Source organism: Catenuloplanes indicus (assembly GCF_030813715.1).
Lineage (GTDB): Bacteria > Actinomycetota > Actinomycetes > Mycobacteriales > Micromonosporaceae > Catenuloplanes > Catenuloplanes indicus.
On record NZ_JAUSUZ010000001.1, the window covers coordinates 1,650,027 to 1,676,263 of the forward strand.

A 26,237-nucleotide genomic window follows, 5' to 3' on the forward strand; every position below is an offset into this window, starting at 1 on the left:
GGCCGGAGGCACACCCACCTCGGGCCGGGGTGAGAAGCGCTCAGGAACCGGCCGGACGGCGACCACGCGACCCGGTTGACCGGGTGTTCCCGGCGCTCCTCGGCCAGCACGTCACCGGTGCGCGTGCCGGTCACGCCGATCCGGCCGGAGAACGTGCCGTACGCGATCCGGTCGCCGGCCGGGCTGACGCCGATCGTGTTGATCAGGCTGCCGTCGCCGGACCGAGGTCATCGGCGGGGTGGTGCAGACCGCGATCACACTGTCGTCGAAGCCCACGATCGCCACGTCCCGCGGCACCCGCCGGCCCGCGGCACCCGCCGGCCCGCGTCGGCCAGCGCCTGCATCGCACCGGCCGCCACCGCGTCGCTGGCGGCGAAGATCGCGTCGAGGGCCGGCTCGCGGTGCAGCAGCCGGCCGGCCAGGTCGTACCCGGAGTCGCGGTGGAACACACCGGTCTCCGCGAGGTCCGGCAGCCCCAGCTCGTGCACCGCGCGCCGGTATCCGTCGCGCCGGCCGTCGGCGTCGGTGTGGCCCCGCGGCCCGTGCAGCGCGGCGATCCGCCGGCGGCCGGTGTCGAACAGGTGCCGGACCGCCGCGTACGCGCCACCGGCGTTGTCCACGCCGACGAACGGCACCGCCGGGGCGCGCGTGCCCATCCTCGGCCCCCGCTACCTGGAGGTCGGTCCCGGCTGCTGGGGCGCGAACGCGGCCGCGCACGAACTCGGGCACCTGTTCGGCGCGGTGCGTGACTCCGCGCCGCACGCGGACGGGGCCGGGCACTGCGTCGAGGAGTGGGACCTGATGTGCTACGGGTCCGCGGTCAGCGCGTACACCTGCGGGGAGAAGGACGACGACCGGCTGCTCGACTGCGGCAACGACGACTACTTCCACACCGGTCCGCCGGCCGGCAGCTACCTGGCCACGCACTGGAACCCGGCGAACAGCGAGTTCCTGATCAAGGGCAGCACGCCGGACAACGACGACGGCCACCTGCGCGGGGGCAGGTCGTACGTGATCACCAACGCCGCGACCGGGCACGCGCTGGAGCCACTGAACGGCAGCACCGCGCCGTTGACCGAGATCAGCCAGCGGCCGGTCTCCGGCGCACAGACACAGCGCTGGCTGCTCAACTACGCCAGCGGGTGGCGGCTGGTCAACGTGGCCAGCCAGCTGTGCCTGGACGATTACTACAGCCAGACCGCGCAGGGTACGACGTCGCTGCAGTACTACTGCGAGCAGTCCAACGGTATGGCGTGGGCGCTGCAGCCGGTCGGCAACGGCCGCTACGCGATGATCAACTATCTGACCGGGTATGCGCTGACGAGCCAGGGCGTGCACCCGGCGAAGCTGGCCCAGTACCCGTACACCGGCGACGTCACGCAGCAGTTCACGCTCACGCCGGTGACCGAGACCCCGCCGGCGGCGAACAGCACGTACACGTTCACCAGCCGGCACGGCACCAACATGTCGGTGCCGAACAGCACGTCCGGCACGTTCGTCACGCACGCCGCGATCAGCACCGCGACCATCCAGCGGTGGACGCTGCAGGCCGGCAACGCGGCCGGCCGCTTCCGGATCGTCAACGCCGCCACCGGCCTGTGCCTGCGGCCGGAGACCACCGCGACGACCGCCGGGCTGCGGCTGCAGCAGGTCACCTGCGGCACCGGCAACGAGCAGAACTGGACCGTGCGCCGGTACGCCGACACCCGCTACGGGTTCACCAACGTGGCCACCGGGCAGGCCGCGTCGCTGCTCACCGGCGCCGCCGGAGCCAACGTCACGCAGCAGCCCTACCAGGGCGGTGACTCCTCCGGCGGCCTCGCCGACCGGGTCTGGGACCTGATCAAGGTCTCCTGACCCACCCCGCCGGTCCTCGCGGCACGCCCCCGTCGCGAGGACCGGCCCGGCGTGGCGCGCAGCCGGTCAAGGGCCCGCCGCCCGAACGCTCCCCGGCCCGCCTGCGCGGCGTTTCACCACGCCTTGAGCAGTCTGCGCGCGCTATGGCACACGGACCGCCCGACGGCTTTCGACTCGGCGGTCTCCCGCAGCCCTTGCCGCAGACTCTCCGGCTGCGTCTCCATCTGCTGAATTCGGTCCAGCGCCAGCCGGACCCGGTAGGTTCGCGCTCTACGCGGCGCGGAGGCCACGACGGCCTCGATGAGCTGGTCCGGTGATTGCGTGGTGCGGCTGGAGAACTCGGTCCAGACGTCGCTCAGCTCGTCCCGGATCCGTAGGCGGCCGGACTATCGGCCCGCGCCGGCGCCGGGTTCGTGGTGAGCGGCGTCGGGACCGCGGCCCGCGGGAGCAAGCGGGCAGCACCACACCGGGAGCGGGAAGACGGATCTCCCGGGTTTTGCATGTCCTACCGGGATGGACGGCGGGCGTCGCCGGCCGGGGTACGGCCATAGCGGCGCCTTGAGGTGCGGCGAGGTGGCTGGCGCGGCGGCCTCCGTGGTGCTCGCGCCGAGGTCGGTGGCGAGGCGTGGCACGCCGGAGACCGCCTTCGCGAGCGCGGCCTCGTCGGCGGCGTCGCCCTGGACGTAGGTGACGCTGGCCGCACGCTGCCGGAGCCGCTGCGCGCGCTGTGGCGGTGGTCGATCGAGCACGTCGGTGACGTGACGGCGGCGCAGCGGGCCTACGACCACGCACGGTGACAGGCCCGGCCGGGTGGCCGGGCCTGTCCTCGCGTCGGTCAGCGCTGCAGGGTGAGCAGCCCCGGCCGGTACGGCAGCAGCCCGTAGTCGCCGCCGGAACTGGGCGAGCGGCCCTGGTAGAGCAGCTGGAGGTTGCACGGGTCGACCGTCATGGTCTGGTCCGCGCTGACCCGCAGCAGCTCACCGTGGCTGATGTCGTTCGTCCACGTCGCGCCGCTGTTGGCCTTACCCGCGAACGGGTTGCCCTCGGTCGCCGCCTGCGGGGTCCAGGAGCCGCCCAGGCTGGAGGAGGTGAACGACCGGAAGTACCGGCCGTTGGCACCGATCGCCTCGACGATCATCAGGTACTGGTTCTGCCCCTGCACCTTGTACACCTGCACCGCCTCGAACAGGTTGTTCGTGGTGTCGCTCATCACCACGGTGGAGGTGGAGCCGAAGCTGCCCGGGAAGTTCCCGATCGGCATGCCGGCCCGGTAGATCTTGCCGTTGTCCCCGGCGAAGAACAGGTACATGTTCGTCCCGTCACCGATCACCGCCTGGTCGATCGGCCCGGTCCCGGACCCGGTGATCGTGCCGGAGAACAACGTCTGCGGCGCCGACCACCCGTTCGGGTTCGTCGGATCACTCGACGTCCGGTACGAGAACGCCGGACCACCCCACTGATACGCGAGCACCCAGATGTTGCGCGGCGCGAAGTAGAACAACGACGGCGCCACCGTCGCCGACGACATCGCGTTCTGGCTCGCCGAGCCCATCTCCGAGTAGTTCGTGAACAGACTGAAATTCATCGAACCCCAGCTGGTGCCGAAGTCGTGCGTGGTCGCATAGACCAGCTGCCGGCCGTTGTACGGCGCCACGGTGAAGTCCTTCAGCGACACCCAACCGGACCGCGGCTGCGCCAGCGGACCCGACGAACTCCACCGGTACGACGACGGCAGCGTGCACGAGCCGCCGGGCGGTGGCGTGGTGGGCGTGCCGGCGCCGACCCGGACCATCTGCCACTGCTGGTTGGTGCCGTTCCAGTCGGCGTACTGCACGACGTTGCCGCCGTCCGCGGTGGACGCGCCCTGTACCTCCAGCGCCTTGCCGCTGTTGCGGTTGATCAGCTGGATGTAGCCGTCGACGTCCTGCACGCTGAACTGCTGGTTGGCCGCGTTGAGGTCGGTCCACTGCACGATCGCGCCGCCGTCCGCGGTCGACCAGTTGTAGACGTCGAGCACCTTGCCGGACAGCCGCGACTTGAGCCGGTAGTTGCCGCCGCCGGAGTCGACGAACTGCCACTGCTGCTGGGTGCCGTCGTTGCGGGCCCACTGGGCGATCCGGGCGCCGTCGGTGGTGGCCAGGTTGTAGACGTCCAGCGCCTTGCCGCTGTTGCGGTTGACCAGCACGTACCAGGCACTGGTGTCGATGGTCGCGGCCGAGGCGGCGGGCGCGGTCACCACGGCGGTGACGCCGCCGGCGAGCGTGGCGGCCAGCGCGACCGCCAATGCCAGCCGCGGTCTCAGGTTGAGCCGTTTCATGCCAATCGTTTCCTTTCGGGTACGGGTCGCGGGTGGAGCGGCCGCGACGGAGAGTCATGCCGACGTCCGGTGCGGCGGGTGGCCGCCGACCGCCATGAGAGCGCTAACATCTCCGGCCGTCAATGTTGCCAGTTCATTTCGGCACAATCAAGACGAGGAATGCGCGTAAACTCCGTACGAGCAGCTGGGCGGCCACTCGGAACTGTCGTTCACCGAGTCCGCGACTCGGCGGCAAGCGCACTCATAACGGTTTTCCGCAAGAAATTTCTCGCGTCATTCCGGGAAAGCTCCCAGCCACGGAGGCCAGCTACGCAGGGTGATCGCCGCGCTCGCCGTGAACCTCCGGTCACCGTCACCGCCCGCACCGCCGAGGCTGTCGGCCCGGCTTGCCGCCCGTCACCGTCGTCGACAACACCGGCCGTGCCGGTCAGGCGGATCCGGCGGTCGAGGAGCGATGCGTCGAGGCCGGCACGGACCGCCGGGCCAGATCCCGGGCCAGGTCGTGGAAGAGCCGGGACATCCGGTAGGTCGGATCGGCACTGTGCGGCCGGCCGTGCAGGATGCTCTCGTCGGCCAGCCGCTCCAGCAGACGTCGGATCCGATGCACCGGCAACGGCAGGTGCGGCTGGACCTCGGCCGCCGTGACGCGGCGCGGGTCGATCCGGCCTAGGGCCAGGAAACACCGCCGCTCCTGCTCACCGAGGTTCCGGTACGCCGACTCCACCACGGCCCGCGCGGACAGGTCCGCGGTCTGCAGTTCCTCCAGTGCCGCGTGGCTCAGCCGGCGGGCCAGCACGCCGAGGTCCTGCTCCGGGTGGGCCGCCAGGCGGGCGCCGATGATGCTGATCGCCAGCGGCAGGTGGTCGCACATGTCGAGGATGCGCGCCACCGCCTCCGGATTCTGCCGCACCCGGTCAGGCCCGACGATGTGGGTGAGCATGTCGGTGGCCGCGTCGGCGTCCAGCGGCTCCAGCGTGAGCCGGTCGTCCGCCTGGATCCCGGCCAGCGAGCGCCGGCTGGTGACCAGCACCATGCCGGCGCCGAGGCCGGGCAGCAGCGGACGCACCTGGTCGTCGTCGGCCGCGTCGTCGATCAGGATCAGCGCCCGGCGGTGGGCGAGCACGGACCGATACAGGTTCTGCCGCTGGTCCAGACCGTCGGGTACGGCGGCCGGGTCCACGCCGAAGCTGACCAGCGCGTCGGACAGCAGGGCGCCGGAGTCGCGCCGGCCCGGTGTGCTGCCCCGCGCGTCGAGGAAGATCTGCCCGTCGGGGAACGCCTCGCGGAGCGTGACGGCCGCGGCGACCGCGGTCCGGGTCTTGCCGATGCCGGGCATGCCGGTCAGCACGGCGACACCGACCCGGTCGGCACGCCACCCCCGGGATCTGGTCACCAGGTCGGCGATGCGGCGCAGTTCCTGGCCGCGACCGGAGAAATTCGGGCTGGTCGGCGGCAGCTGCCGGGGCACGGACACGGTGACCGAGAGCTGACCGGCCGATCCGGGCGCCTCCGGCAGTGAATTGCCCTGCAAGATGGCCGCGTGCGTCTGCTGAAGCAGCGGGCCGGGTTCCACGCCGAGCTCGGCCACCAGCATCCGGCGGGCGGCGGCGAACGTGGACAGTGCCTCAGCACGACGGCCGGCGCCGTGCAACGCGACGATCAGCGACTGCCACAGTGACTCGTCCAGCGGCCGCTCGTCGAGCAGGGTGCGCAGTTTCGGAAGCAGATCCGTGTGTTCGCCCAGCCGCATGCGCGCGCCGATCCACGCATGTTGCGCGGACCGGCGCTGCTCCTCGAGAGCGTTGGTGCGGATCTGGAAGGACGGGCCGAGCTCCAGCCCGGCCAGCGGGCTGCCCCGCCAGAGCCGCAACGCACGGTCCAGCAGGTCGGCGCCGCCGCGGTCGTCGCCGCGCCGGATCGCTCGCCGCCCGGAGCCGGTCAGCTCGTCGAAGCGCAGGAGGTCCAGCTCCTCGCTCCGGGCGTGCAGACGGTATCCGCCCGGCGCGCTCTCCAGCCGGTTCCACTGCTGGAGCGACTCCAGCTGGGTGCGCAGCTGGTGGACGTAGGTGCGCACGTTCTGCACGGCGGACGGCGGCGGGGCGGCCCAGATGCCGTCGACGATGCTCTCCAGCGGCACGACGAATCCAGGATTGAGCAGAAGGATGCCGAGCAGCGTTCGGGCGCGCTTGGATCGTATCTGCACCGGATGGCCGTACGGGTCGATCAACTCCAATGGTCCCAGCACGCCGAACTTCACTGACCGCTCCCCGTGTAACTCATGATCAGTTGCGAGGTGGAGCAGGCGCCGTTTCGGAGATCATTTCGACTCGGTGATCACATTGACGTCCGCTACTCGCGATGTTAATTGCTCAAACGCTAGTTTCCTTCCTTCGGAGGAATATTCCACGACCGGCTCAGGAAGTGGCGAGGGCGCCCACCAGATCCACACTGTCCGGTGCGGTCGCCGCGAGTTCCTCGTCGCTCGGCACCCGGCCGGCCAGCCGGCCGGAGAGGTAGGCCTGGTACGCGTCCGCGTCGTAATAGCCGTGGTCGGAGACGCAGGCGACGATCGGACGGTCCCGGTTGCCCGGATCGCGGGCCTGCTCGCACGCGTCGTGCACGGCGTACGCCGCCTCGGCCGACACCAGGATGCCCTCGGTACGCAGCAGCAGCCGGGCACTGTCGAAGACCGGCTCCTCCGGATACGCGACCGGCTGCACCAGCCCTCGCTCACGCAGCGCACTGAACAGCGTCGGCGCGGCGCGGTAGCGGATACCCTCCGCCTGGATCGCAGAGCCGGTGAATCCCCGGCCGAGCGTGTACATGGCCGCGCGCGGCGTCAGACCGGTGTCGTCGGTGTCGTCGTAGGCGAACGTGCCCCGGGTCAGCACGGGGAACGCCGCCGACTCGACACTGCGGATCACCGGCGTGCCTCCCCCGGCCAGGAACGGCAGCCCCAGCCCGCCGACGTTCTTGCCGCCGCCGAGATAGCCGATCAGCACCGGCGGCCCCACCTCGCCCACCGCTCGCAGCTGCTCCTTCGCCTCCTGGCCGATGACCGTGCTGTGCAGGATCGCGAACGACTCGCTGCCGCCGAGGATCCAGCGTGCATCGGACATCTCCGCGGCTCTGGATACCGCCTGGTTCATCGCCTCGCGCAGCGCGCCCGGGTCGGCCCGGATCACCTCGGCGCCGAGCATCTCCATCACCAGCCGCCGTCCCGGCTTCCGGTCGTAGCTGCCCGGCACCATGTAGATCACGCAGCCGAGACCGAACCGGCGGGCCGCCGCGGAGATCGCGGTCCCCCACTGGCCGGCTGCGGTGCTGGTGATCAGCGTCCGGACCCCGGCCGCGCGGTAGTAGTACGCCTGGGCGAGCGCGGTCAGATACTTGTGGGAGCCGGCCACGTTGCCGGTCTCGTCCTTGAGGTAGATCCGCGCGGTGGTGCCGAGCGCGGCCTCCAGCCGGGTGGCCCGGCGCAGCGGGGTCGGCCGCCACTCCCGGTACGCCTCGCGCAGCTCCTCCGGGATCGGCACCTCGGCCTGCAGTGGCATCGCCTGACGGACCAGGGCCTTGGGAATGTTCGGCCGGATCGCACGCGGTGCACCGCCGGTGGCCCGTCGCGGCGGCCGGGGCGGCGGCAGATGCACGTCGCGGTCGGCCAGGACGTTGTACCACGCGGTGACGGGTGGAACGGCGGCGGTCACGAGCGCACCCCCGCCGTGCAGCCCTCGACCGCGGCGACCAGGTCGTCGACCGTGCGCAGCTCCGCGGCCAGCACGACCGCGTCGTCGAGCTCCCGCCCGGTCTCGTCCTCCAGCCGGACGAAGACCCGGGTGAGCCCGAGCGAGGTGAGTCCCAGGTCGTCCTCCAGCCGGGTGGTGCCGATGATCGGCACATCCGCCGACGTCTCCTGGGCGAGCACCCGTCGTACCGTGCTCGCGATGTCGCTGCCGGACATGTTCTCCTCCGAGGGTGCGATGGGATCAGGCACCGCGAACCGGTTCGCGGTTGACCGAGCGGATGACGGTGTCGAGCGCGGCGAGCGGTAGGTCGATCGGCACGGGGACCAGCGGGTAGCCGCCGTCGCCGGTGAGGACATGGCCCGGGGCGTCGAGCAGCACCATCGCGATCTGCCCGGCCACGTGCGGCAGGTAGCCGCGCTTGTTGTCCTTGGCCAGGATGCCGCGCACCGCGTCCGGGTCCATCCCGCCGAGCCGCGTCGCGGCATCGGGCAGCCGTAGGCAACGGATCAGCTGGTAGTGCCGTTCGACGTCACGGCTGTCGAGGTGCCCCAGCATCCGGCTGACCTCGGCGGCGACCAGCATTCCCCAGGCGACGGCCTCGCCGTGGCTCATGGCGCCCCGGGCCACGAACTCCAGCGCGTGCCCGGTGGTGTGCCCGTACTCGAAGATCAACGCCTCTCGGCGCTCGCGCGGGTCGACGCGCAGGAACGGCGCCTTCGCCTCCCGCCCGATCTCCAGCAGGTCCAGCAGCGCCGATTCCCGATCCACGGACAGCCGGTGCAGTGCGTCGATGAGTACGTCCTGCCGGGCCGGAAGCACGGCCAGCACGTTCTTCACCATCTCGGCGAGGCCGGTGAGCATCTCGGCGTCCGGCACGCCGGCCAGCCACCGCAGGTCACAGGCGATCAGCGAGGGCGCGTAGTACGTACCGCACAGGTTCTTGCCGCCGCTGAGGTTGACCGCCTGCTTCACCGACAGCACCGAGTCGAACGCCGCGACCGGGGTGGTCGGCAGGTGCACCAACCGGGTGCCCCGGTACATCAGCGCCGCCACCAGCCCGGCCACGTTGCCGACCATGCCGCCGCCCATGCCGATCACCACCGAGCCGCGGGTCGCGCCCCGGGCGATCGCGTGCTCGAGGATCTCCTCGACCAGGGGCAGCCGCTTCTGCCGGTCGCCGGCCTCGACGTCGTACCGGGTCACCGGCAGGACCGCACGCAGGCGAGCGGCGATCACGTCGGCGTGCCCGGCCACCCTCCGGTCGGCCACCAGCACGGCCGAGTCCGCCCGGTCCATCATGGTCGTGATCGCGTCGGCTATCTCGCCCGCACAGTCCATGCCGTACAGGTACGGCACGTCCTTGCCGTCCAACGGCACCAGTCGCTCATGCAACGGACTACACCTTCCTCTGGGATGGGATCGTCGGCCCGGCCTCGGTCGCCCATGCTGACAGCGCGACCCGGTCGAGCTTTCCGTTCTCGGTCACCGGCAGGCCGTCGACGACCCAGATGCGGCCGGGAACCATGTACGCGGGCAGGGCGGTGCGGCAGAACGCCGCCGCCTCGGTGGGGTCGAACGGGCCCGCGTCCGGCGCCTGCACGATCATCGCGGCCAGTTCGACGTCACCGTCGGCCTGCGGGATGACGACGGCCGCCGCTGCCGCGACCCCGGGCAGGTCGAGCAGGCGGCGCTCGACCTCGGCCAGCTCGACACGGTTGCCCCGGATCTGCACCTGCCCGTCGGCGCGTCCCGAGAAGTACAGCTCGCCGTCCGGACCGAGGCAGCCGAGGTCGCCGGTGCGCAGCACGACCTGGTTGCTGCGCGGGTCGGTCGGATCGGGCACCAGCGCCGACCGGGTCGCCTCGGGATCGTCCCAGTACCCGGTGAACAGGGCCGGACTGCGCAGGTACATCTCACCGTTGGCGCCCGGGCCGGTCACCGGCGCACCGTCCGGCCCGATCAGCAGCAGTTCCGCGCCCGGGTGGGCACGGCCGATGGGCGGCTGGTCCAGGTCATCCGGCAGCGGCCGGGGCACGTCCGCGAACGCGCAAGCCATCGATTCGGTCGCGCCGTAGCAGTTGACGATCCGGGCCTGCGGCAGGGCGGCCTGCAACCGGCGCAGCTCGGGCATCGGGAACCGCTCGCCGCAGAACAGCACGCCACGCAGTCCGTGCAAGGCGGCCAGGCCGTTCCACGAGTGCCGCAGAACCTGACGCCAGATCGACGGCACGCCGTTGACCTGTGTCGTGCCGGTCTCCCGGAGCACCGTGAGGAAGCGTGACGGCCAGCGCAGCAGGTCTCGGGGCACCGGCACCACCGAGGCGCCGCTGCCCAGCGCGAGGCCGATGTCGAGCAGGGAGAAGTCGAACTGGAACGGCGAGGTGCTGGCGACCCGGTCGGCCGGGCCGACGAGACCCTGAGTGAGCATGCCGTGGTAGAAGGCGACGACGGCCCGGTGGCTCATCACCACGCCCTTCGGCCGGCCGGTGGTGCCGGACGTGAAGATCATGTAGGCGGTGTCGGCCGCCACCACCTCGCGCCGGTGCCGGACCCGGCGCGCGGGCCGGCGCCGCAGCCGCAGCCCTTCGGGAGCCAGCGTGCCGACGCCACCGGCGCCGGCCAGGAACTGCCGCGGCTCACCGGCGCTGAGGTAGAGCGCAGGCTCGGTCGACGCGGCGATCGTGGCCAGCCGCACGTCCGGCGTCTGCGGGCTGACCGGGACGAAGGCCACCCCGAGCCGGCCGCACGCCAGGAACGTACCGATCGCCGCAGCCGAGGTGTCGGTCTCCAGCAGCACCCGGTCGCCGGGGCCGAGGCCCGCGTCCGCCAGGGCCGCGGTGGTGTCCCGTACGCGGGCGGCCAGTTCACCGTACGACGTGGTACGCAGCTCGCCGTTCCCAGCGAACTCGATCACCGCCGGTCGCGCCGGTGTGGTCCCGGCAGCGGCCAGCAGGAAGTCGGGCATGGTCTCACCGGGCGCGTGCACCGGCGGTGGAACGGTGGTGGTCATCGGACCTCCCGGATCGCGGTGGTCATCGTGGCGGTCAGCTCGCCGAAGGCCCGGGCCACCAGACCCGGCCGGGGATTGCCCCGGGCGGCGGAGTCCGCGGCGAACCGAAGGGTGCGCGGCAGCGCCGCCCAGCCGCGCGCCGCAGCCTCGGCCGGTGCCGGCGGCACTGCGCCGTCCTCGGTCAGCCGGAGTAGCCGATGACGCTGGTGGCGGGCGACCGCCCACAGGTCGTCGACGTGACGGGCGAGCGCTGCGGGGTCGGCGGAGAACCGGTCGGCGAGGTAGCACAGAGCCTCGGCCGGGTCGTCCAGCCACCGCCCGGGACGCGGTGCCGGCGGCCGGGCCTGCTGCCGGGCCAGCCAGCGGTACCGGGCGGCGGACGGTGTCGGCACGGGGTGGCCCAGCGCATACGTGTCCCTGGCGCTCACCTCCGGTGGCAGGGTGCCCGGCGGGCTGAGCGCACGGCGCAGCTCGTCATCGCTCATCCGGCCGCGGTACGGCAGTTGCTCGCCACGCGGCAGCAGCGCCTGGAAGTCGTCGCGGACCTCCCACCGGCCGTCGTGCAAACCGTGCAGCAGCAGCCAGTGCGGCACGTCGGCCACACCGTGGTTCGGCGACCAGGGCAGATACCGGGTGTTGCCGACGGCCAGCACAGCCGCGGCCTCGCGCAGCTCGCCACGCAGTCCTTCCCGGGCGGCCGCCCAGCTGTCCGCCGCGCGGTAGCCCAGCTCCTGTCCACCGGGGAGAGTGTCGAACCGGTCGTGGTGACAGAACCCGGGAACGCCGTCGGCCCGCACCCGCAGCCGGACCGCGTGCGCCAGGCGCCCCCGTACGTCCGGCACCTCCGATTCCAGCAGGGCGACCAGGTTCGCCGTGTAGCAGCTCAGTTCCGCGGTCATCGTTCCTCCGTCCAGGCGCAGCTCAGTGGCGTGTCGGACAGGTCGGGCAGGCGGTGCCAGCGCAGGTGCCGCCACCGGCCGCCGTGGGCGTCCAGCGGCACCTCGACGGCCCACGGCCGTCCGGCCAGGCCCGCCCCGGTCGCTTTCACACACGCCTCCTGCACCGTCCAGATCCAGGCGAGCGCGCTGGCCCGAGCGGCTGGTTCCAGTGCGCGCAGCCGAGCGGCGTGCGTGGGTGCACAACGGCGGACCAGCCCGTCGCCGGCCTCGGCCGGCGGGGACTGGACGTCAACGCCGACGGCCCGGCCGAGACCGACGCAGGCGGCGACCGTGCCGTCGTCGTGCGAGATGTTCACGCCGATGCCGGGGTGCCCGGCGAGCGCGGGTTTGCCGTTCGCGGCGGCCACCAGTGCGACGCCGGCCACGGCTGGTTCCACCACGGCCAGTAGCCGTCTCAGCAGGGCCCGCCCGGCCAGTCTTTCCAGGGCGCGCCACGCGGGCAGTCCGGCCACGTCGGGGTGGTCGACCGAATGCGCCGGCGCGGTGTCCACGATCGCGGCGTAGCCGTGCGCCGTGGCGACGAACACGCCGGGCGTCACCTCGACCGTCCTCATCGGACGCCCATCTCGGCCAGCACGCGGTCGGCGGACTCCGCGACGATGGAGAGCACCACCTCGTCAGCGCCGCCACCGATGCCGAACAGCGCCGCCTGCGCCCGCAGCGTCTGCAGCCCGCCCCGGGTGAAGCCGTCCGCACCGTGGAACTGCGCGCACTCGCGCAGCACGTGTTCCACGGTGGTCGCGGCGGCGCTCTTGACCAGGGCCGCCGACACGGTGTCCCGGCGGGCGACGATGTCGTCGCCGGCTGCCCGGGTCAGTGCATCCAGCTGACGGGCCCGGACCAGGCAGGCGGCGAACCGCTGCCGGACCGTGTCGGACTGCCAGAGGGTGTCGCCGCCGGGCCGTGCCGCGGTGAGCCGCGCCCGGGTCCGGCGCAGCACCCGCCGGCACAGGGCCACCGCCCACAGACCGCCGGCCAGCCGTTCCACCGCGATGTGCGCGGCGAACCCGGACATACCGCGGCCCGGGCGGCCCGCCAGGTAGGAACGGTGCAGGTGGACGTCGTCGAGCCGGACGTGCCCGGTGCCCGAGCCGTCGAAGAGGTCGGTGTCGGCCGCGGTGACGGTCACACCGGGTGCGCCGACCGGTACCAGAACCCAGGTGAAGCTGGTGAAGTGCCGCCCGGGGCGGTGCCGGGCGAGGACGAGCACGTGATCGGCGTGAGTGGCATTGGCGATCCATCGTTTGATGCCGGTGACCCGGATCGAGTCGCCGTCGATGGACACCTCCGTGGCGAGCGCGGCCAGGTCGGTGCCGGCGGTCTCGTCGGTCGCGGCGAGCGCGATCGGGCCGGCGCCGGCCAGCGTGCGGGCCAGCACCTCGGCTGGGTGGCCGCCGTCGGCACCGGCGAGCAGCGGCACCGCGCTCGCCACGCTGACGCAGACGCCCAGCGTGGCGCCGAGGGAGAACCGTTCGTCGACGACGGTGAGCACCGTGCGCAGTCCGTCGGGGCGCACCCCGGCGCCCGGGTCGCCGTCGCGGTAGGCCTCCCGCAGCAGTCCGTCGGCGGCCAGCGCGGACCAGATCTGCCGGCTGTCCGCGTCGGCGGGCAGCACGGCCAGCCGGCCGGTGTGCGCGGGCGATGGCAGGACGGCGGTCATGAGCGGCCCGGCGCGACCGCGTCCCGGCTGACCCGCACGGCCTCCCACAGGCTGCCCGCGGTAGCGAAGGTCTCGTCGTTGAGGTAGTCGTCGGGCAGTGTCACCTGCAGTGCGTCCTCGATGGCGAAGAGCAGATCGATCGAGTGCATCGAGTCGAGTCCGAGATCACGCAGGCGGCTGTCCGGAGTCAGCGGCCGTCCGTCGAGGTAAGGCAGGTATCCGGTGAGCAGCTCGGTGAAGCGGGGGTCCATCGTCGACTCCTTCACGGTGCCGGGTCGGTCCGCGGGCGTGCCGCGCCGGCCTCGTCGGTCAGCAGGTGCTCCAGTTCGGTGAACAGCCCGGAGGGTTCCGGGTGGCCGCGGGCGACCCGGCGCAGCGCCACGAACGCCCGGCCGGCGAGCGCGTCCCAGCGCTCCAGTTGCGCGGTCAGCCCGGCGTGCGGCGTACCGGTCCGTTCGCGGAACGCGTGGTGCAGCTTGCGGGACCGGGCCAGCAGCCACGTCTCCACCGCGAAGCGTTCCGTCGCGGCGGTCCGGTCCGGGTGTTCGGCGTACGCCCGCGGGTAGTCGCCGGGCGGTGCGAGGTCCGCCGCGGGCGCGGCGCTGGGCGGGCCGGCCGGATCGGCGGCCAGGACCCGTACGGTCGCGTCGGGTGGCAACTCGTCCCAGGCGAGGTGCCAGCGGCCGGGTGCGGCCGTGCCCCAGGGCGTCTGGTTGTGGTAGGCGTCGGTGACCATCGCCGCCGGCCCGGACGGCTCGACCAGGTAGCTGTGCTCCATGTGCCGGCGCCGGTAGTACGGCAGCCACGGCATCGCCGCCGAGTCCGCCACCACGTAGAGCCGGCCGTGTTCGGCGGCCAGCGCCCGGATGCCGTCCGGCGCCACGTTCGCGTACTCGGCGACCGTGTACAGCCCCAGCCGCCGGCCGGCTTCGGCGAGTTGCGGTGCCAGCGGCGGCTCCACGGTGGGTAGCCCGCCGTCACCGGGAAGCGGCCGGAACCTCAGCACGGCGCCCATCGCCAGGTGCGTGCCGGGCCCGTGACGGTGGTCGGCGAGCACCGCGAGATTGGCCTGTATGCAATCGAGTAATTCCGCTCGCACGGTGGCCGGATCGCTAATGACGGGGTTCATTTTCCCTCCTCGTCGACGACACGGAACAAGTGAACGAGCAACAGCGTATCCGCCTTTTCAGCTATTCGCGCACGTCATGAGCCGAATACCGATAGAGGATCTCTATGGGAGGATCAGCCAACACTTCCGGCCGTGGTTTAAAAATGAGAACGTCCACAGATCAGGCATTCTTCGCGATGCCTATCGGGTCATTTCGCGAGCTTATCGGAGATGCTTGCGCCAACCGGGCCCGCATCGGGGAAGCGACGATACGGTGAGCCAGGCCGCCGCTCCTCACTCGACACCGGAGGAAAGTCGTATGACCCAGTTGGTCGCCAGCTCCCCGGAAACCGGTCGCTTTCGCGCATTCGGGCCGCGGCACATCAACGAGATCGCCGCACGATACCGGCTGCCCGAGCAGGCGCGGGAAACCGTGCGGCTGCTATCGAGAGTATTGCCGTTCCGGGTGAACGAGTACGTACTGTCCGAACTTGTCGACTGGGATCGCGTACCGGATGATCCGATATTCCGGATGGTCTTTCCGCAGCCGGGGATGCTGTCCGATGACGACGTGCGGATGCTGGCGGCGGTGGACGAGCGCGACCGGGCCCGGATGGCGGAGGTGGTGCGCGACATCCGCGGGCGGCTCAACCCCCACCCGTCCGGGCAACGCGAGCACAACGTGCCCAGCCTGGACGGTGAGCGGCTGGCCGGCCTGCAGCACAAGTACCGCGAGACGGTGCTCTATTTCCCGGGCCAGGGACAGACGTGTCACGCGTACTGCACCTACTGCTTCCGGTGGGCACAGTTCATCGGCGATGCGGACCTGCGGTTCGCCGCTCCCGGACCGGAGCGGCTGGTCGCCTATCTGCGCCGCCATCCCGAGGTCACCGACGTACTGGTCACCGGCGGCGATCCGATGGTGATGTCGACCGAGCGGCTGCGCGAGCACCTGGAGCCGATCCTGGCCGTCGACACGGTGCGCACGATCCGGATCGGCACGAAGTCCATCTCGTACTGGCCGCACCGATTCGTCGGCGACCGCGACGCCGACGACGCCCTTCGGCTGTTCGACCAGGTGGTCGCCAGCGGCCGGCAGATGGCCGTGATGGCGCACTTCAGCCATGTGCGTGAGGTGGAGACCGACACCGCTCGCGAGGCCGTGTCCCGCATCCGGTCCACCGGAGCGTCGGTGTACTGCCAGGCACCGATGGTGGCGAACGTCAACGACCAGGCCGGCGTCTGGACCGATCTGTGGACGGCGGAGCTCGGCCTCGGCGCGGTGCCGTACTACATGTTCGTCGAGCGGGACACCGGGCCGTACGAGTACTTCAAGGTGCCGCTGGCCCGGGCGGTCGAGATCTTCCACGCCGCCTACCGCCGCCTGCCCGGCCTGGCCCGCACGGTCCGCGGGCCGGTGATGTCCGCCACCCCGGGCAAGGTGCTCGTCGACAGCGTCGAGCAGACCCCGCAGGGCCGCTGGTTCCGGCTTCGGCTGGTGCAGGCCCGCGACCCCGCCCTGGTCGGCCGGCCGTTCCGGGCCCGGTTCTCCACCAGTGCCGCCTGGCTCAGCGACCTGGAGCTCGATCCGGCGACCCCGGCCGACATCGCGGCGGCGGTCGGCCCGCACACCCGAGCAACCGGAGGTTCCCGATGACCGCTCTCGCCGCACCGCCCCGCCGCTGGCGTACCTCACCCAATCTGGCGATCAACGAGATGGTGGCCCGGAGGCGTGCCGCCGGTGAGCAGATCGTGCACCTCGGGTTCGGCGAGGCTCGGCTGCCGGCCTCGGAACCGTTGCTGCGGCGGCTCGTCGACGGGGCCGGCCGCAACACGTACGGCCCGGTCGCCGGCACGCCGGAGCTACGCGCGGCCGTCGCGGGGTACTTCGGCCGCCGCCGGCTGGCGACCGATCCGGAGCAGGTGGTGGCCGGGCCCGGCAGCAAACCGCTGCTGATGGCGCTGAACCTGGTACTGCCGGGCGACGTGCTGCTGCCCCGGCCGTGCTGGAACTCGTACGCGCCGCAGGCCGCGCTGGCCGGCAAGCGCGCGTTCGGGGTGCCGATCCCGGCTGAGTGCGGCGGGGTACCGGATCCGGACGGCCTGCGCCGGGCGATCCAGGCGGCCCGCGCCGGTGGCGGCGACCCGCGCACGCTCGTGCTGACCGTCCCGGACAACCCGACCGGCACGGTCGCTCCGCCCGCCCTGATCCGCCGCCTGTGCGCGATCGCCGAGGAGGAGGACCTGCTGCTGATCTCCGACGAGATCTACCGCGATCTCGTGCACGACCCGCACACCACGCCGGTGCTCAGCCCCGCCGAGGTGCTGCCGGAGCGGACCGTGATCGCCACCGGGCTGTCCAAGAGTCTCGCCCTGGGCGGTTGGCGGATCGGCGTGATCCGGGTGCCGGCCGGCCCGCGCGGTGAACAGCTGCGCGACGGGGTGGTCTCGGTGGCCAGCGAGGTGTGGTCCAGCCTGGCCGGGCCGATGCAGGAGGTCGCGGCGTACGCCTACGGGGAACCACCGGAGATCCGCGACCGGCTGCACACGTGTGCCCGGTTGCACGGCGCACTGGCCCGGGCCGTGCACGGCCTGCTGGTGCGCGCGGGCGCCGAGTGCCGGCCGCCGACCGCGGGTTTCTACGTCTATCCGGACTTCGCACCGATGCGGGCGACGCTGGCCCGGCGCGGGGTGACCGACTCGGCTTCGCTGCAGCGGTTCCTGCTCGATGAGGCGGGCATCGCGGTCCTCGGCGGTGCCCAGCTCGGCGACGACCCGGCGGCACTGCGGTTCAAGGCCGCCACCAGCACGTTGTACGGCGAGACCCGCAACGAGCAGGAGGCGGCACTGGCCGCGGCCGACCCGGCCGCACTGCCGCACATCGCCACGGTCCTGAACCGGATCGAGGCGGGCCTGGACCGGCTCTGCGCGGGCGGGATCCGATGAGCGCCCCGGCCGCCGAGGTACGGGACGCCGTGATCCGCACCGTGAGCGCGGTCCTGGCGGTCGACGAGCGAACCGTGGCCGGCACCGCGAGCCTGACCGACATCGACCGGTTCAACTCGTTCCGCATGGTGGAGATCGTCGAGCGGCTGGAGTCCGAACTCGGCGTGGAGATCGACGCGGACGACCTGATCCCCGAGAACCTGCGGCACGTGGACCGGCTGAGCCGGCTGTTCGCGGCCGCCCGGCAACGAACGGAGCGATCATGACCGTCGCACCGGCCCGTACCTCGGCCGCCGACATCCTGTCGCGTCTTCCCGGCGTACGGGAGGTGGTCCGCGAGCACGCCGCCCGGTGCGATCGGGACGCGGTCTTCCCCGAGGCGGCTCTGACCGCGTTGCGCCGCAGTGGGCTGCTCGGCCTGACCGTGCCGGCCGGCGACGGCGGGCCCGGTGGCACGCTGGCGCAGATGCTGCACGCCTCGGCCGAGCTGTCCCGGGACTGCACGTCGGTCGGAATGATCTTCACGATGCACTGTCAGCAGGTGGACGCGCTGGTCCGGTACGGTTCGCCGCGGCTGCGGGCCGAACTGCTGCCCCGGATCGTGCGCGGAGAGCTCTACCTCGGCTCGGTGACCACCGAGCCGAAGGGCGGTGGTCACCTGCTCACCTCCTCGGCCCGGCTGCACGGCGACGCCGCGGCACTGACCGTCGACCGGATCGCGCCCGTGCTGACCGGCGGCGGATACGCGGACGGTTTCCTCATCACCATGCAGGCCCCCGGTGCACGCTCGCCCGGCGAGGTGTCGCTGGTCTACGCCGCCCGGGACCAGCTGGCGGTCACCCCGGCGGGCGGCTGGGATCCGCTCGGTATGCGCGCCACCGCCAGCGGTGCCATGCGGCTGTGCGGCGAGATACCCGGTGATCAGGTCATCGGGGAGCACGGCCGGTTCCGTGACATCGCGGTGGCGGTGTTCGGCCCACTGGCACACCTGGGCTGGGCCGCATGCTGGCTGGGCGCCGCGGACGGCGCGCTGGCCCGCACGGTTCGGCTGCTGCGCAGCCCGGCGGAGCGTGGGAGGACCGGATCGGAGACCGCCCGGCGCCGGCTGTCCCGGGTACGTCAGCGGCTGGACACCGTGCACGCGCTGATCCAGCACGCCTGCGGGGTACTGACCGCCGGCGTCGAGAACGTCACCGCTCCCCCCGCCCAGCTGCTGCTCAACGCGGTCAAGCTGACCGCGTCGGAGCAGTGCCTGGCCGCCGTCGACGACCTGGTGGAGCTGGCCGGGCTGCGGCACGGCTATCAGCGCGGGTCGGAGCTGGGCCTGGAGCGGACACTGCGGGACCTGCGGTCGGCATCGCTGAATTACAGCAACGACCGGCTGCACGACGCGGACGGAGTGCTGGTGATGCTGGACCGGGAGGTCCGCCATGTCTGAACGGTCAGCGCGCGGCGGGCTCGGTCACGTGGTGCCGGATACCGCCGCCGGCCAGCGCCAGCAACGCGGACGCGACGACCAGGGTCCACAGCGCCCAGCGGAGGCCGAACTCCCCGGCCAGCAGACCGATCAACGGCGGACCGATGAAGTACGCGGGCCATTGGCCGAGCACCGCGACGGAGACGCCCTCCTCGGAGGTCAGGCCGGGTTGCCGACCGGCATAGCTCATCACGGTCGGAGTGACGCAGCCGAGCCCCAGCCCGAGCACCGCGAATCCGGCGAACACCGCAGGCGCGTGCGGCACGGCCAGCGCCAGGGCCAGCCCGGCTCCCGCGACGGCCACCGAGAGCCGGAGGAAACGCAGGCGTCCGATCCGGTCCGCGATCCGGTCACCGAAGAAGCGCGCCGCCGTGATGGCCAGCGAGTAGCAGGTGAACGTCACCGCACCGGCCGCGGCCGCCGCACCGACCGAGTCGACGGTGTAGATGGCGCTCCACTGCCCGGCGGCGCTCTCGGTCATCGAGGCGAGGAACGCCATCCCGGCGAGCAGCCCGAGCTGGGGCGTGAGCCGGTCCCGCAGCCGGCGCCGGCGACGGTCGTCCGCGGGGCCCGGCGCGGGGTCGTCCGGCAGCCGGCGCCCGGTCGCGACGAGCAGCACGCCGAGCACGACGGTGTTGAGCGTGAACTGCACCTGCGGTGTGATCCCGTTGGCGGCTGCCACGCTGCCGAGCAGGCCGCCGGCCAGCGTGCCACCGCTGAAACAGGCATGGAACGTGGACATCAGGGCCCGGCCGTACCGCCGCTCCACCTCCACGGCCTGCGCGTTGACCGGAGTGGCCAGCAGGTTCGCCGCGAAGCCCCAGACGAACAGCGTGCACACCAGCGCGGCGGGCGCGGTCGAGCCGGCCATCAGCGGGCCGTTGACGAGCAGCAGCGACGCACCGGCGAGGGTGAGCCGGCTCTTGCGTACGCGCCCGACCAGGACCGTCACCAGCACGAGGGAGAGCAGCTGCCCGGCGGTGGTCGCGGTGGTCACGAGTCCCCAGCCGGTGTCGCCCAGCCCGACGGCACGCCGCACGTCGGGAATGCGGGAACTCCAGTTACCGATGATCGAGCCCATGATGCAGAAGCAGACGGCCACCGCGAGCCGTGCCCGTCGATCCACGGCCTGCTGAACGTCCATGTCGGTCTCCCGGGCGTAGCGGGCGGTATGCCGGGCCGACGGTACCGGCGATCGACGCGGCGCGCAGAGATCAACCCACTATGGCGGCACCGAAGGCTGTATCTAGCAGCCGATGTATGTCCGATGTATGCCCCATATATCGGCACAAAGCAATGTCCGAGTCGTTGATACCCGATGGGAGACGCCCCCATGGTTCAGACCACCAGCGTTGCGACACTCGCCGTGGACGGCGGCGATCCGGTGCGCGATCCGGCACGGCGATGGCCGGAGTGGCCGGTACCGGCGCCGGGCCTGCTCGAGTCTCTGGGCACAGTGGTGCGCAGCGGCCGCTGGGCGATCAGCAGCCCCGGCCACGGCAACCTCTTCGAGCGCCGATTCGCCCGGCTGTGGTCGGCGTACGTCGGCACCCGGCACTGCGTGCCCACCGACCACGGGTCCAGCGCCCTGGTGATCGCGCTGGAGTCACTCGGCCTCGATCCCGGCGACCGGGTGCTGGTGCCCGCGCTGACCTGGACCGCGTCGGCGACCGCGGTGCTCCGCGCCGGCCTGCTCCCGGTACTGACCGATGTCGACCCGGCCACCGGCACCATCGGCCCGGAGCACCTCGACCCGGCCGTCGGCGCACGCGCGGCGATCGTGGTCCACTGGGCGTGCGCGATGGCCGACGTACCGGCGATCACCGCGGTCGCGGACGGCCTCGGCATCACGGTGATCGAGGATGCCGCCCAGGCGCACGGCGCACGGTGGCTCGGCCGGCCCGCGGGTTCTCTGGGCCGGCTCGGCTGCTTCAGCATGCAGCACGCCAAGGTCCTGACCTGCGGGGAGGGTGGCGCGGTGGTCACCGACAGCGATGAACTGGATCGCCGGCTACAGGAGCTGCGGGCCGACTCGCGCCGTTACCGCGCGCCGCACGAGACAGGTGCGCTGGAGCTGGCCGAGACGGCCGGGGTGATGGGCGCGAATTTCTGCCTCAGCGAATTCGGTGCGGCGGTCCTGTGCAGTCAGCTCGGTCTGCTCGACGATCAGCACGAGACCCGCAACCGCAACTACCGCCTGCTCGACGATCTGCTGTCCGGGATAGACGGCGTCCGCCTGCTGGCGCACCGTCCCGAGCAGGACCGGCTGTCGCTCTACGAGGTGCCGATCGTCTTCGAGGACCTCCCGCCCGGACGGGACAACCGGTGGGTCGCCGCGGCACTCGCCGCCGAACTGGGTACCCGGGTCTATCCGCCGCGGGTGCCGCTGCACCGCAGCCCGCTGCTGCGGCCGTCGACCAAGCCCGCCCTGGCTCCGCTGGCCGCCGAGTTCGGCCGGCTGCACGCCGGACGCCGGTTCCCCGGCGCGGAGCACCTGGCCGGGCACGCCGTGCTGCTGCACCACAGCGCTTTCCTCGGTCCGGCGGAGGACATGGTCGACGTGGCGGCGGCGGTCGGCAAGGTCGCCGCCGGCCGGCCGCTCTGAGGAGGGACGGTGAACCCGATGGTGGAGCACGGGGTGTCCGTGGTCGTCCCGGTCCGCGGCCGGGTGCCACAGCTGCGCCGGTTGCTGGACAGTCTGACAGTGGCCGTACGCCGTTGCCCGGAGCCGGTCGAGGTGATCGTGGTGGACGATTCGGCGGCGGCCGATGCCCGGCGGCATCGGGAGTCCTGCGATCGGGCGGATGCTCGGTACCTGCGCGGGCCACGGCACGTCGGCGCCAAGCGCAACCTCGGCGTCCGCAACGCCCGGTACGACCTCGTACTGTTCATCGACTCGGACTGCCGGGCCAGCCCGGACCTGATCCGCCGGCATGCCGCGACGCTGCGAGCGGCGCCGCCCGGCATCGGCGGCGTGACCGGCCCGTCCGCACCGGTTCCCGGCCGCGGATATCTCGACCGGGTGATGGCAGGCTCGGAGGTGCTCAACGGCGACCTGTCGCGGCCGGCGCGGTACGCCCAGCTGACCTGGGCGACGACCTGCAATCTGGCGGTACGCCGGGCCGCCTTCGACGCCGCCGGCGGTTTCCCGGAGCGGTCGCTGACCGTGGTCGCCGGCGAGGACGTCGAGCTTGGCGTGCGGCTGTCCGGCGCCGGCTACGCGATCCGGTGCGACCCGGCGGCCGGCGTCGAGCACGACCCGCCCACCAGCGGCGGCGTACGCGGCCTGGTCCGGCGGCTGTACACCTACGGCCGTTCGGAGCAGTGGCTGTGCGCGATTCACCCGGAGCGGCGCCGTTTCGTGTGGAACCCGGCGACGGTGCTCGGCGTGGCCGCGCTCACCGCCGCCACGGTACCGGCCCGGGTGCGCGGGCCGGTCCTGCTCGGTGTGCCGCTGCTGGCCGGTGCCGTGCTCACCGTGCGGCTGCGCCGGGAGCTGGCCCGGGATCGGACCGGGCCGGTCACCGAGGCGCTCACCCGGGTGGTGCTGGAGCTGTCGTTCGACGTGGGCGCCGCGGTCGCGGCCGTGCAACTGGGCCGGCCCGCGCTGTTGCTCGGCGGGCTGCATCCGGTCGACGAGCGGGACGTCCTGCGGACCGCACCCCCGGGCGTGACGGAGGAGTTCGCCCTCGTGGAAGGACAGGCCTGATGGCTCCGGTCACCGAGACCGCCGTACGGCGGCTGGCCCCCGGCCAGGAGACGCTCTGGCACTTCATGCGCGCACTGTCGCCGCACGACCCCGGCGACTCCCGGGTGACCGTGCTGGACGTGCGCGAGCTGACCGGCGACCTCGACGCGGGCCGGCTGCGGGACGCGGCGGCCGTGCTGACCCAGCGGCATCAATCGCTGCGGCTCGCGTTCGACGGTTTCGGTCCCGACCCGGAGCTGCGGCTCACCGGAGCGACCGCGGTGCCGCTGACCCGGATCGACCTGACCGGCGCCGCCGGCCGGCCGGACGAGCTGCGCCGGCTGGTCAGGCTCGAACGCGTCCGCTCGTTCGACCTGTGCAGCGGCCCGCTGTGGCATCTGGGCCTGATCCGCACCGCACCGGACCGGCACACGCTGACGCTCAGCCTCAGCCACGTCATCGCCGACCAGTGGGCGGCCGACCTGTTCGTCGAGGACCTGTTACGGGTCTATTCCGCCACGCCCGCGGAGGCGGCACGGCTGGCCGAGCCGGCCGTCACGCTCGACGAGATCACCGCGCTGCACCGGGCGGTACTCCCCGGCGGCGAGAATCGGCTGCGGTACTGGCGGGAGAACCTGACCCCGCTGCCGGACCGGTCGATCCTGCCGGCACTCGACGCGTCACCGGAGGTGGACCTCGGTGACGAAGGGTCGCGGTCGTTCACGTTCGGCGTGGCCGTGGCCGGTGACCTGCCGCGGCTCGCCTGGCGGGCGCGCACCACACCGTTCGTCGCGCTGCTCGCCGCGTACCAGCTGACGCTGGCGCTGCGCACCGGCCTGGACCGGATCGTGCTGGGCACCACCACCCTGGGCCGGGACGCGCCGGCCGCCCGGGAGGCACTGAGCCAGTTCACCAACAACGTCTACCTGAACCTGCCGCTCGACCCGGCCATGCGCCTGGTCGACGTGGTGGCCGCGGCCGGCCGGGCGATGTCCGACGCGGTCGGCAACGTCGCCTCGTTCGGCCAGATCCGCCGCGCGGTCGGGCCGGGCACCCCGTCGTCGTTCCTGGAGCTCTACCACGGCTGGTTCCAGTCCTGGGGAGTGCCGCGCCCCGACCCCTCCGTGCCGGGGCTGCTGGTGCGGCGGTCCGGGAACGAGGCGGACGGTCCGGCGGCACGCGCGCCGAAGACCGAGGCCACCCACCCGGGTACGCGCGCCGCACACCTCAAGGCCGGCACACCGCACGTGATGGTGGCTCCGGACCGCGGCGGCGGCCGGTGCATCTATCACCCCGGCTTCTTCGCCACCGAGACCGTCGACCAGCTGATCGAGGACTACGTGCACGTGGTCGCGGCCGTCGTGCACGCGCCCGAACTGCGCGCCGGAGAGCTCCGGTTGCCCTCCCGACCGACCGCGAAGGAGACCCGATGAGCGGCAGCACCCTGTTCGGCCTGGTCGCGGAGAGCGCTCGGCGGTGGCCCGGCCGGGTGGCCCTGGAGGTCGGCGGTGAGTCGGTCACGTATGCGGAACTGGCCGGGACCGCGGCCCTGCTCGCCGCCCGGCTGGGCGAGCCGGCACCGGCCGCGGTCGGACTGCTCGCCTCACGCAGCGTGGCCGCGTACGCCGGATATCTCGCGACGCTGCTGACCGGCGCCACGGTCGTGCCCCTCAACCCCCGCGCGCCGGTGGCCCGCAACCGCCTGATCTGCCGCCGGGCCGGGGTCACCCGCGTGGTCGCGGACACCGCGAGCGCGGCGCAGGCTTCCGAGCTGCTGCCGGACGGCGATCCGGTCCGCCTGCCGGAGGGCTGGCGCACCTCGCTGCCCGGCCCGCCCGGTGCCGGGCCGGCCGGCCCGGACGACGTCGCCTACCTGCTGTTCACGTCCGGATCGACCGGGGAGCCGAAGGCCGTGCCGATCCGGCACCGGCACGTGACCGGCTACGTCGGCCACTGTGCGCGGCGGTACGCGGTCGGGCCCGGGAGCCGCCTGTCGCAGACCTTCGACCTGACGTTCGACCCGTCGGTGTTCGACATGTTCGTCGCCTGGAGCGCGGGCGCGACGCTGGTGGTGCCCGAGCCCGACGAGATCCTCACCCCGGTGCGGTTCGTCAACCGGGCCGCGATCACCCACTGGTTCTCGGTGCCGTCGGTGATCTCGGTGGCGGCCCGGTTCCGGGCGCTGCGCCCGGACAGCATGCCGACGCTGCGCTGGAGTTTGTTCGCCGGCGAGCAGCTCACGCTGGACGCGGCACGGGCGTGGGCGCGGGCTGCGCCGCGGAGCACGGTGGAGAACCTGTACGGGCCGACCGAGCTGACCGTGACCTGCACCGGGTACCGTCTGCCGGCCGATCCGGACGCGTGGCCGCGCACCTCCAACGGCACGGTACCGATCGGGGTGCCGAACCCGGGTCTGGCCGCCGTGCTGGTCGGCCCGGACGGCACCGTCACCGACGACGGCGAGCTGTGCATGCGCGGCCCGCAGCGGTTCGACGGCTACCGCGACCCGGCCGACGACCGCGGGCGGTTCCTGCGCCGCCGCGCCGAGCGGTATCTGCCGGTCGAGCACCCGGAAACCGACGCCGACTGGTACCGCACCGGCGACCGGGCCCGGATGGAGGACGGGGTGCTGGTCCACTGCGGGCGCCTCGACGACCAGATCAAGATCCGTGGGTACCGGGTGGAGCTGGCCGAGATCGAGTCGGTGCTGCGCCGGCATCCGGGCGTGCTGGAGGCGGTGGTCCTGGCCGGCACCGGCGCTGACGGTGAGGTGCGGCTGCGGGCCGTGCACACCGGCGTACCGGTGCCCGCCGGGGAACTGGCCGGCCTGGCCGGGGAGAGCCTGCCCTGGTACATGGTGCCCGAGTCGTTCGCCCATCGCGACGCGCTGCCGGTGAACGCCAACGGCAAGATCGACCGGCGACGGCTCGCCGCCCTCGACCTGGAAGGAGCACGCGCATGACGACGACCGTCGACTTCCGTACCGTGGCGTCCCGCTTCGCCACCGGCGTCGCGGTGGCGACCAGTACCGCGGGCGGGGTGCCGTTCGCCACCACGGTGAACGCGTTCACCACCGTGTCGCTGGATCCGACGCTGCTGCTGGTCTGTCTGCGGACCGGGTCTCGGCTGCTCGGCGCGATCGAGCGGTCCGGGGTGTTCGCGGTGACCGTGCTGTCCGGCACCCAGCGCGACTACGCACAGCGGTTCGCCAGCTCCCGGCGGCCGCCCGGCGAGGCGGCGTTCGCCGGGATCGCCGCCGAGCCGTCCCCGGTGACCGGCTGCCCGCTGCTCAGCGACGGGGTGGCCTATTTCGACTGCCGGATGCACCGCACGTATCCGGGCGGGGACCATGCGGTGCTGATCGGCGAGGTCGCCTCGTACGGGCTGCTGAAGCCGGAGGCACCGCTGGTGTTCGTCAACCAGCGCTACGCCGATCTGGACCTCGAACCCCTGTCCCCGGCGCGGTGAC

At 72.6% G+C, this 26,237-nt stretch carries 24 protein-coding genes; 11 read left to right on the plus strand and 13 right to left on the minus strand.

Annotation, left to right across the window (positions count from 1 at the left end; genetic code table 11):
• Window positions 1–254: 254 nt before the first annotated feature.
• Window positions 255–656, minus strand: a complete 402-nt coding sequence (locus J2S42_RS07755; RefSeq protein ID WP_307236769.1) for a substrate-binding domain-containing protein — start codon at window positions 654–656, stop codon at window positions 255–257.
• Here J2S42_RS07755 and J2S42_RS07760 point away from each other — a divergent pair.
• Together J2S42_RS07760 and J2S42_RS07765 are read left to right on the plus strand one after the other, a co-directional pair.
• Window positions 649–1,857, plus strand: coding sequence for an RICIN domain-containing protein (locus tag J2S42_RS07760; RefSeq protein WP_307236772.1), 1,209 nt, complete (start codon window positions 649–651; stop codon window positions 1,855–1,857). The two genes, J2S42_RS07755 and J2S42_RS07760, sit on opposite strands and share 8 nt — an antisense overlap.
• Before the next feature lie 563 nt (window positions 1,858–2,420).
• Entirely contained in the window at window positions 2,421–2,654 is a 234-nt protein-coding gene (locus tag J2S42_RS07765) for a hypothetical protein (protein ID WP_307236775.1), read from the plus strand.
• A 38-nt stretch (window positions 2,655–2,692) separates the two neighbouring features.
• On the opposite strand, the gene J2S42_RS07770 is transcribed toward J2S42_RS07765, so the two are convergent.
• The 11 genes from J2S42_RS07770 to J2S42_RS07820 all read right to left on the minus strand — a co-directional run bounded on the left by J2S42_RS07770 (window position 2,693) and on the right by J2S42_RS07820 (window position 14,678).
• Window positions 2,693–4,174, minus strand: a complete 1,482-nt coding sequence (locus J2S42_RS07770) for a non-reducing end alpha-L-arabinofuranosidase family hydrolase (protein WP_307236778.1) — start codon at window positions 4,172–4,174, stop codon at window positions 2,693–2,695.
• 427 nt (window positions 4,175–4,601) lie between these two features.
• Window positions 4,602–6,431 (minus strand): AfsR/SARP family transcriptional regulator, encoded by a 1,830-nt coding sequence (locus J2S42_RS07775; protein WP_307236781.1) that lies wholly within the window; start codon window positions 6,429–6,431, stop codon window positions 4,602–4,604.
• Window positions 6,432–6,588: 157 nt separating this feature from the next.
• Window positions 6,589–7,881 (minus strand): TrpB-like pyridoxal phosphate-dependent enzyme, encoded by a 1,293-nt coding sequence (locus J2S42_RS07780; RefSeq protein WP_307236783.1) that lies wholly within the window; start codon window positions 7,879–7,881, stop codon window positions 6,589–6,591.
• Window positions 7,878–8,135, minus strand: a complete 258-nt coding sequence (locus tag J2S42_RS07785) for an acyl carrier protein (RefSeq protein WP_307236786.1) — start codon at window positions 8,133–8,135, stop codon at window positions 7,878–7,880. Before J2S42_RS07785 ends, J2S42_RS07780 begins: the two co-directional genes overlap by 4 nt.
• 25 nt (window positions 8,136–8,160) lie before the next feature.
• Window positions 8,161–9,312 (minus strand): 3-dehydroquinate synthase family protein, encoded by a 1,152-nt coding sequence (locus J2S42_RS07790; protein ID WP_307236789.1) that lies wholly within the window; start codon window positions 9,310–9,312, stop codon window positions 8,161–8,163.
• Window positions 9,313–9,316: 4 nt separating this feature from the next.
• A complete protein-coding gene (locus tag J2S42_RS07795) occupies window positions 9,317–10,930 on the minus strand; it encodes an AMP-binding protein (RefSeq protein ID WP_307236792.1) in 1,614 nt (537 codons plus the stop codon).
• Window positions 10,927–11,829, minus strand: a complete 903-nt coding sequence (locus tag J2S42_RS07800; RefSeq protein WP_307236795.1) for a hypothetical protein — start codon at window positions 11,827–11,829, stop codon at window positions 10,927–10,929. Before J2S42_RS07800 ends, J2S42_RS07795 begins: the two co-directional genes overlap by 4 nt.
• Window positions 11,826–12,443 carry a 4'-phosphopantetheinyl transferase family protein gene (locus J2S42_RS07805; RefSeq protein ID WP_307236798.1) on the minus strand — a complete coding sequence of 206 codons (618 nt, stop codon included), beginning with the start codon at window positions 12,441–12,443 and terminating at the stop codon, window positions 11,826–11,828. The genes J2S42_RS07800 and J2S42_RS07805 overlap by 4 nt, the downstream gene beginning before the upstream one ends.
• A complete protein-coding gene (locus tag J2S42_RS07810) occupies window positions 12,440–13,549 on the minus strand; it encodes an acyl-CoA dehydrogenase family protein (protein ID WP_307236800.1) in 1,110 nt (369 codons plus the stop codon). Before J2S42_RS07810 ends, J2S42_RS07805 begins: the two co-directional genes overlap by 4 nt.
• Window positions 13,546–13,800, minus strand: a complete 255-nt coding sequence (locus J2S42_RS07815) for an acyl carrier protein (RefSeq protein ID WP_307236802.1) — start codon at window positions 13,798–13,800, stop codon at window positions 13,546–13,548. The genes J2S42_RS07810 and J2S42_RS07815 overlap by 4 nt, the downstream gene beginning before the upstream one ends.
• 11 nt (window positions 13,801–13,811) lie before the next feature.
• Entirely contained in the window at window positions 13,812–14,678 is an 867-nt protein-coding gene (locus J2S42_RS07820; RefSeq protein ID WP_307236805.1) for a hypothetical protein, read from the minus strand.
• A gap of 298 nt (window positions 14,679–14,976) precedes the next feature.
• Between J2S42_RS07820 and J2S42_RS07825 the strand changes: the two genes are divergently transcribed.
• The 4 genes from J2S42_RS07825 to J2S42_RS07840 are packed head-to-tail and all read left to right on the plus strand — an operon-like array spanning window position 14,977 to window position 19,041.
• Window positions 14,977–16,314: a KamA family radical SAM protein gene (locus J2S42_RS07825; RefSeq protein WP_307236808.1), complete on the plus strand. Its 1,338-nt coding sequence runs from the start codon at window positions 14,977–14,979 to the stop codon at window positions 16,312–16,314.
• A complete protein-coding gene (locus J2S42_RS07830) occupies window positions 16,311–17,603 on the plus strand; it encodes a pyridoxal phosphate-dependent aminotransferase (protein ID WP_307236811.1) in 1,293 nt (430 codons plus the stop codon). The genes J2S42_RS07825 and J2S42_RS07830 overlap by 4 nt, the downstream gene beginning before the upstream one ends.
• A complete protein-coding gene (locus tag J2S42_RS07835) occupies window positions 17,600–17,869 on the plus strand; it encodes an acyl carrier protein (RefSeq protein ID WP_307236814.1) in 270 nt (89 codons plus the stop codon). Before J2S42_RS07830 ends, J2S42_RS07835 begins: the two co-directional genes overlap by 4 nt.
• Entirely contained in the window at window positions 17,866–19,041 is a 1,176-nt protein-coding gene (locus J2S42_RS07840; RefSeq protein WP_307236817.1) for an acyl-CoA dehydrogenase family protein, read from the plus strand. Before J2S42_RS07835 ends, J2S42_RS07840 begins: the two co-directional genes overlap by 4 nt.
• A 4-nt stretch (window positions 19,042–19,045) precedes the next feature.
• On the opposite strand, the gene J2S42_RS07845 is transcribed toward J2S42_RS07840, so the two are convergent.
• Entirely contained in the window at window positions 19,046–20,224 is a 1,179-nt protein-coding gene (locus tag J2S42_RS07845; protein ID WP_307236820.1) for an MFS transporter, read from the minus strand.
• A 189-nt stretch (window positions 20,225–20,413) separates the two neighbouring features.
• Between J2S42_RS07845 and J2S42_RS07850 the strand changes: the two genes are divergently transcribed.
• From J2S42_RS07850 to J2S42_RS07870, 5 genes are read left to right on the plus strand one after another with little or no spacing between them, the layout of a single operon-like run.
• Window positions 20,414–21,685: a DegT/DnrJ/EryC1/StrS family aminotransferase gene (locus J2S42_RS07850; protein ID WP_307236823.1), complete on the plus strand. Its 1,272-nt coding sequence runs from the start codon at window positions 20,414–20,416 to the stop codon at window positions 21,683–21,685.
• A gap of 18 nt (window positions 21,686–21,703) precedes the next feature.
• Entirely contained in the window at window positions 21,704–22,789 is a 1,086-nt protein-coding gene (locus J2S42_RS07855) for a glycosyltransferase family 2 protein (RefSeq protein WP_307248659.1), read from the plus strand.
• Complete coding sequence (locus tag J2S42_RS07860) at window positions 22,789–24,201, plus strand: condensation domain-containing protein (RefSeq protein ID WP_307236825.1); 1,413 nt, start codon at window positions 22,789–22,791, stop codon at window positions 24,199–24,201. The genes J2S42_RS07855 and J2S42_RS07860 overlap by 1 nt, the downstream gene beginning before the upstream one ends.
• The gene (locus J2S42_RS07865) at window positions 24,198–25,730 is read left to right on the plus strand and encodes an amino acid adenylation domain-containing protein (protein ID WP_307236828.1); all 1,533 of its coding nucleotides are present in this window, start codon (window positions 24,198–24,200) and stop codon (window positions 25,728–25,730) included. Before J2S42_RS07860 ends, J2S42_RS07865 begins: the two co-directional genes overlap by 4 nt.
• A complete protein-coding gene (locus J2S42_RS07870; protein ID WP_307236830.1) occupies window positions 25,727–26,236 on the plus strand; it encodes a flavin reductase family protein in 510 nt (169 codons plus the stop codon). Before J2S42_RS07865 ends, J2S42_RS07870 begins: the two co-directional genes overlap by 4 nt.
• The last annotated feature ends 1 nt before the right edge of the window (window position 26,237 follow it).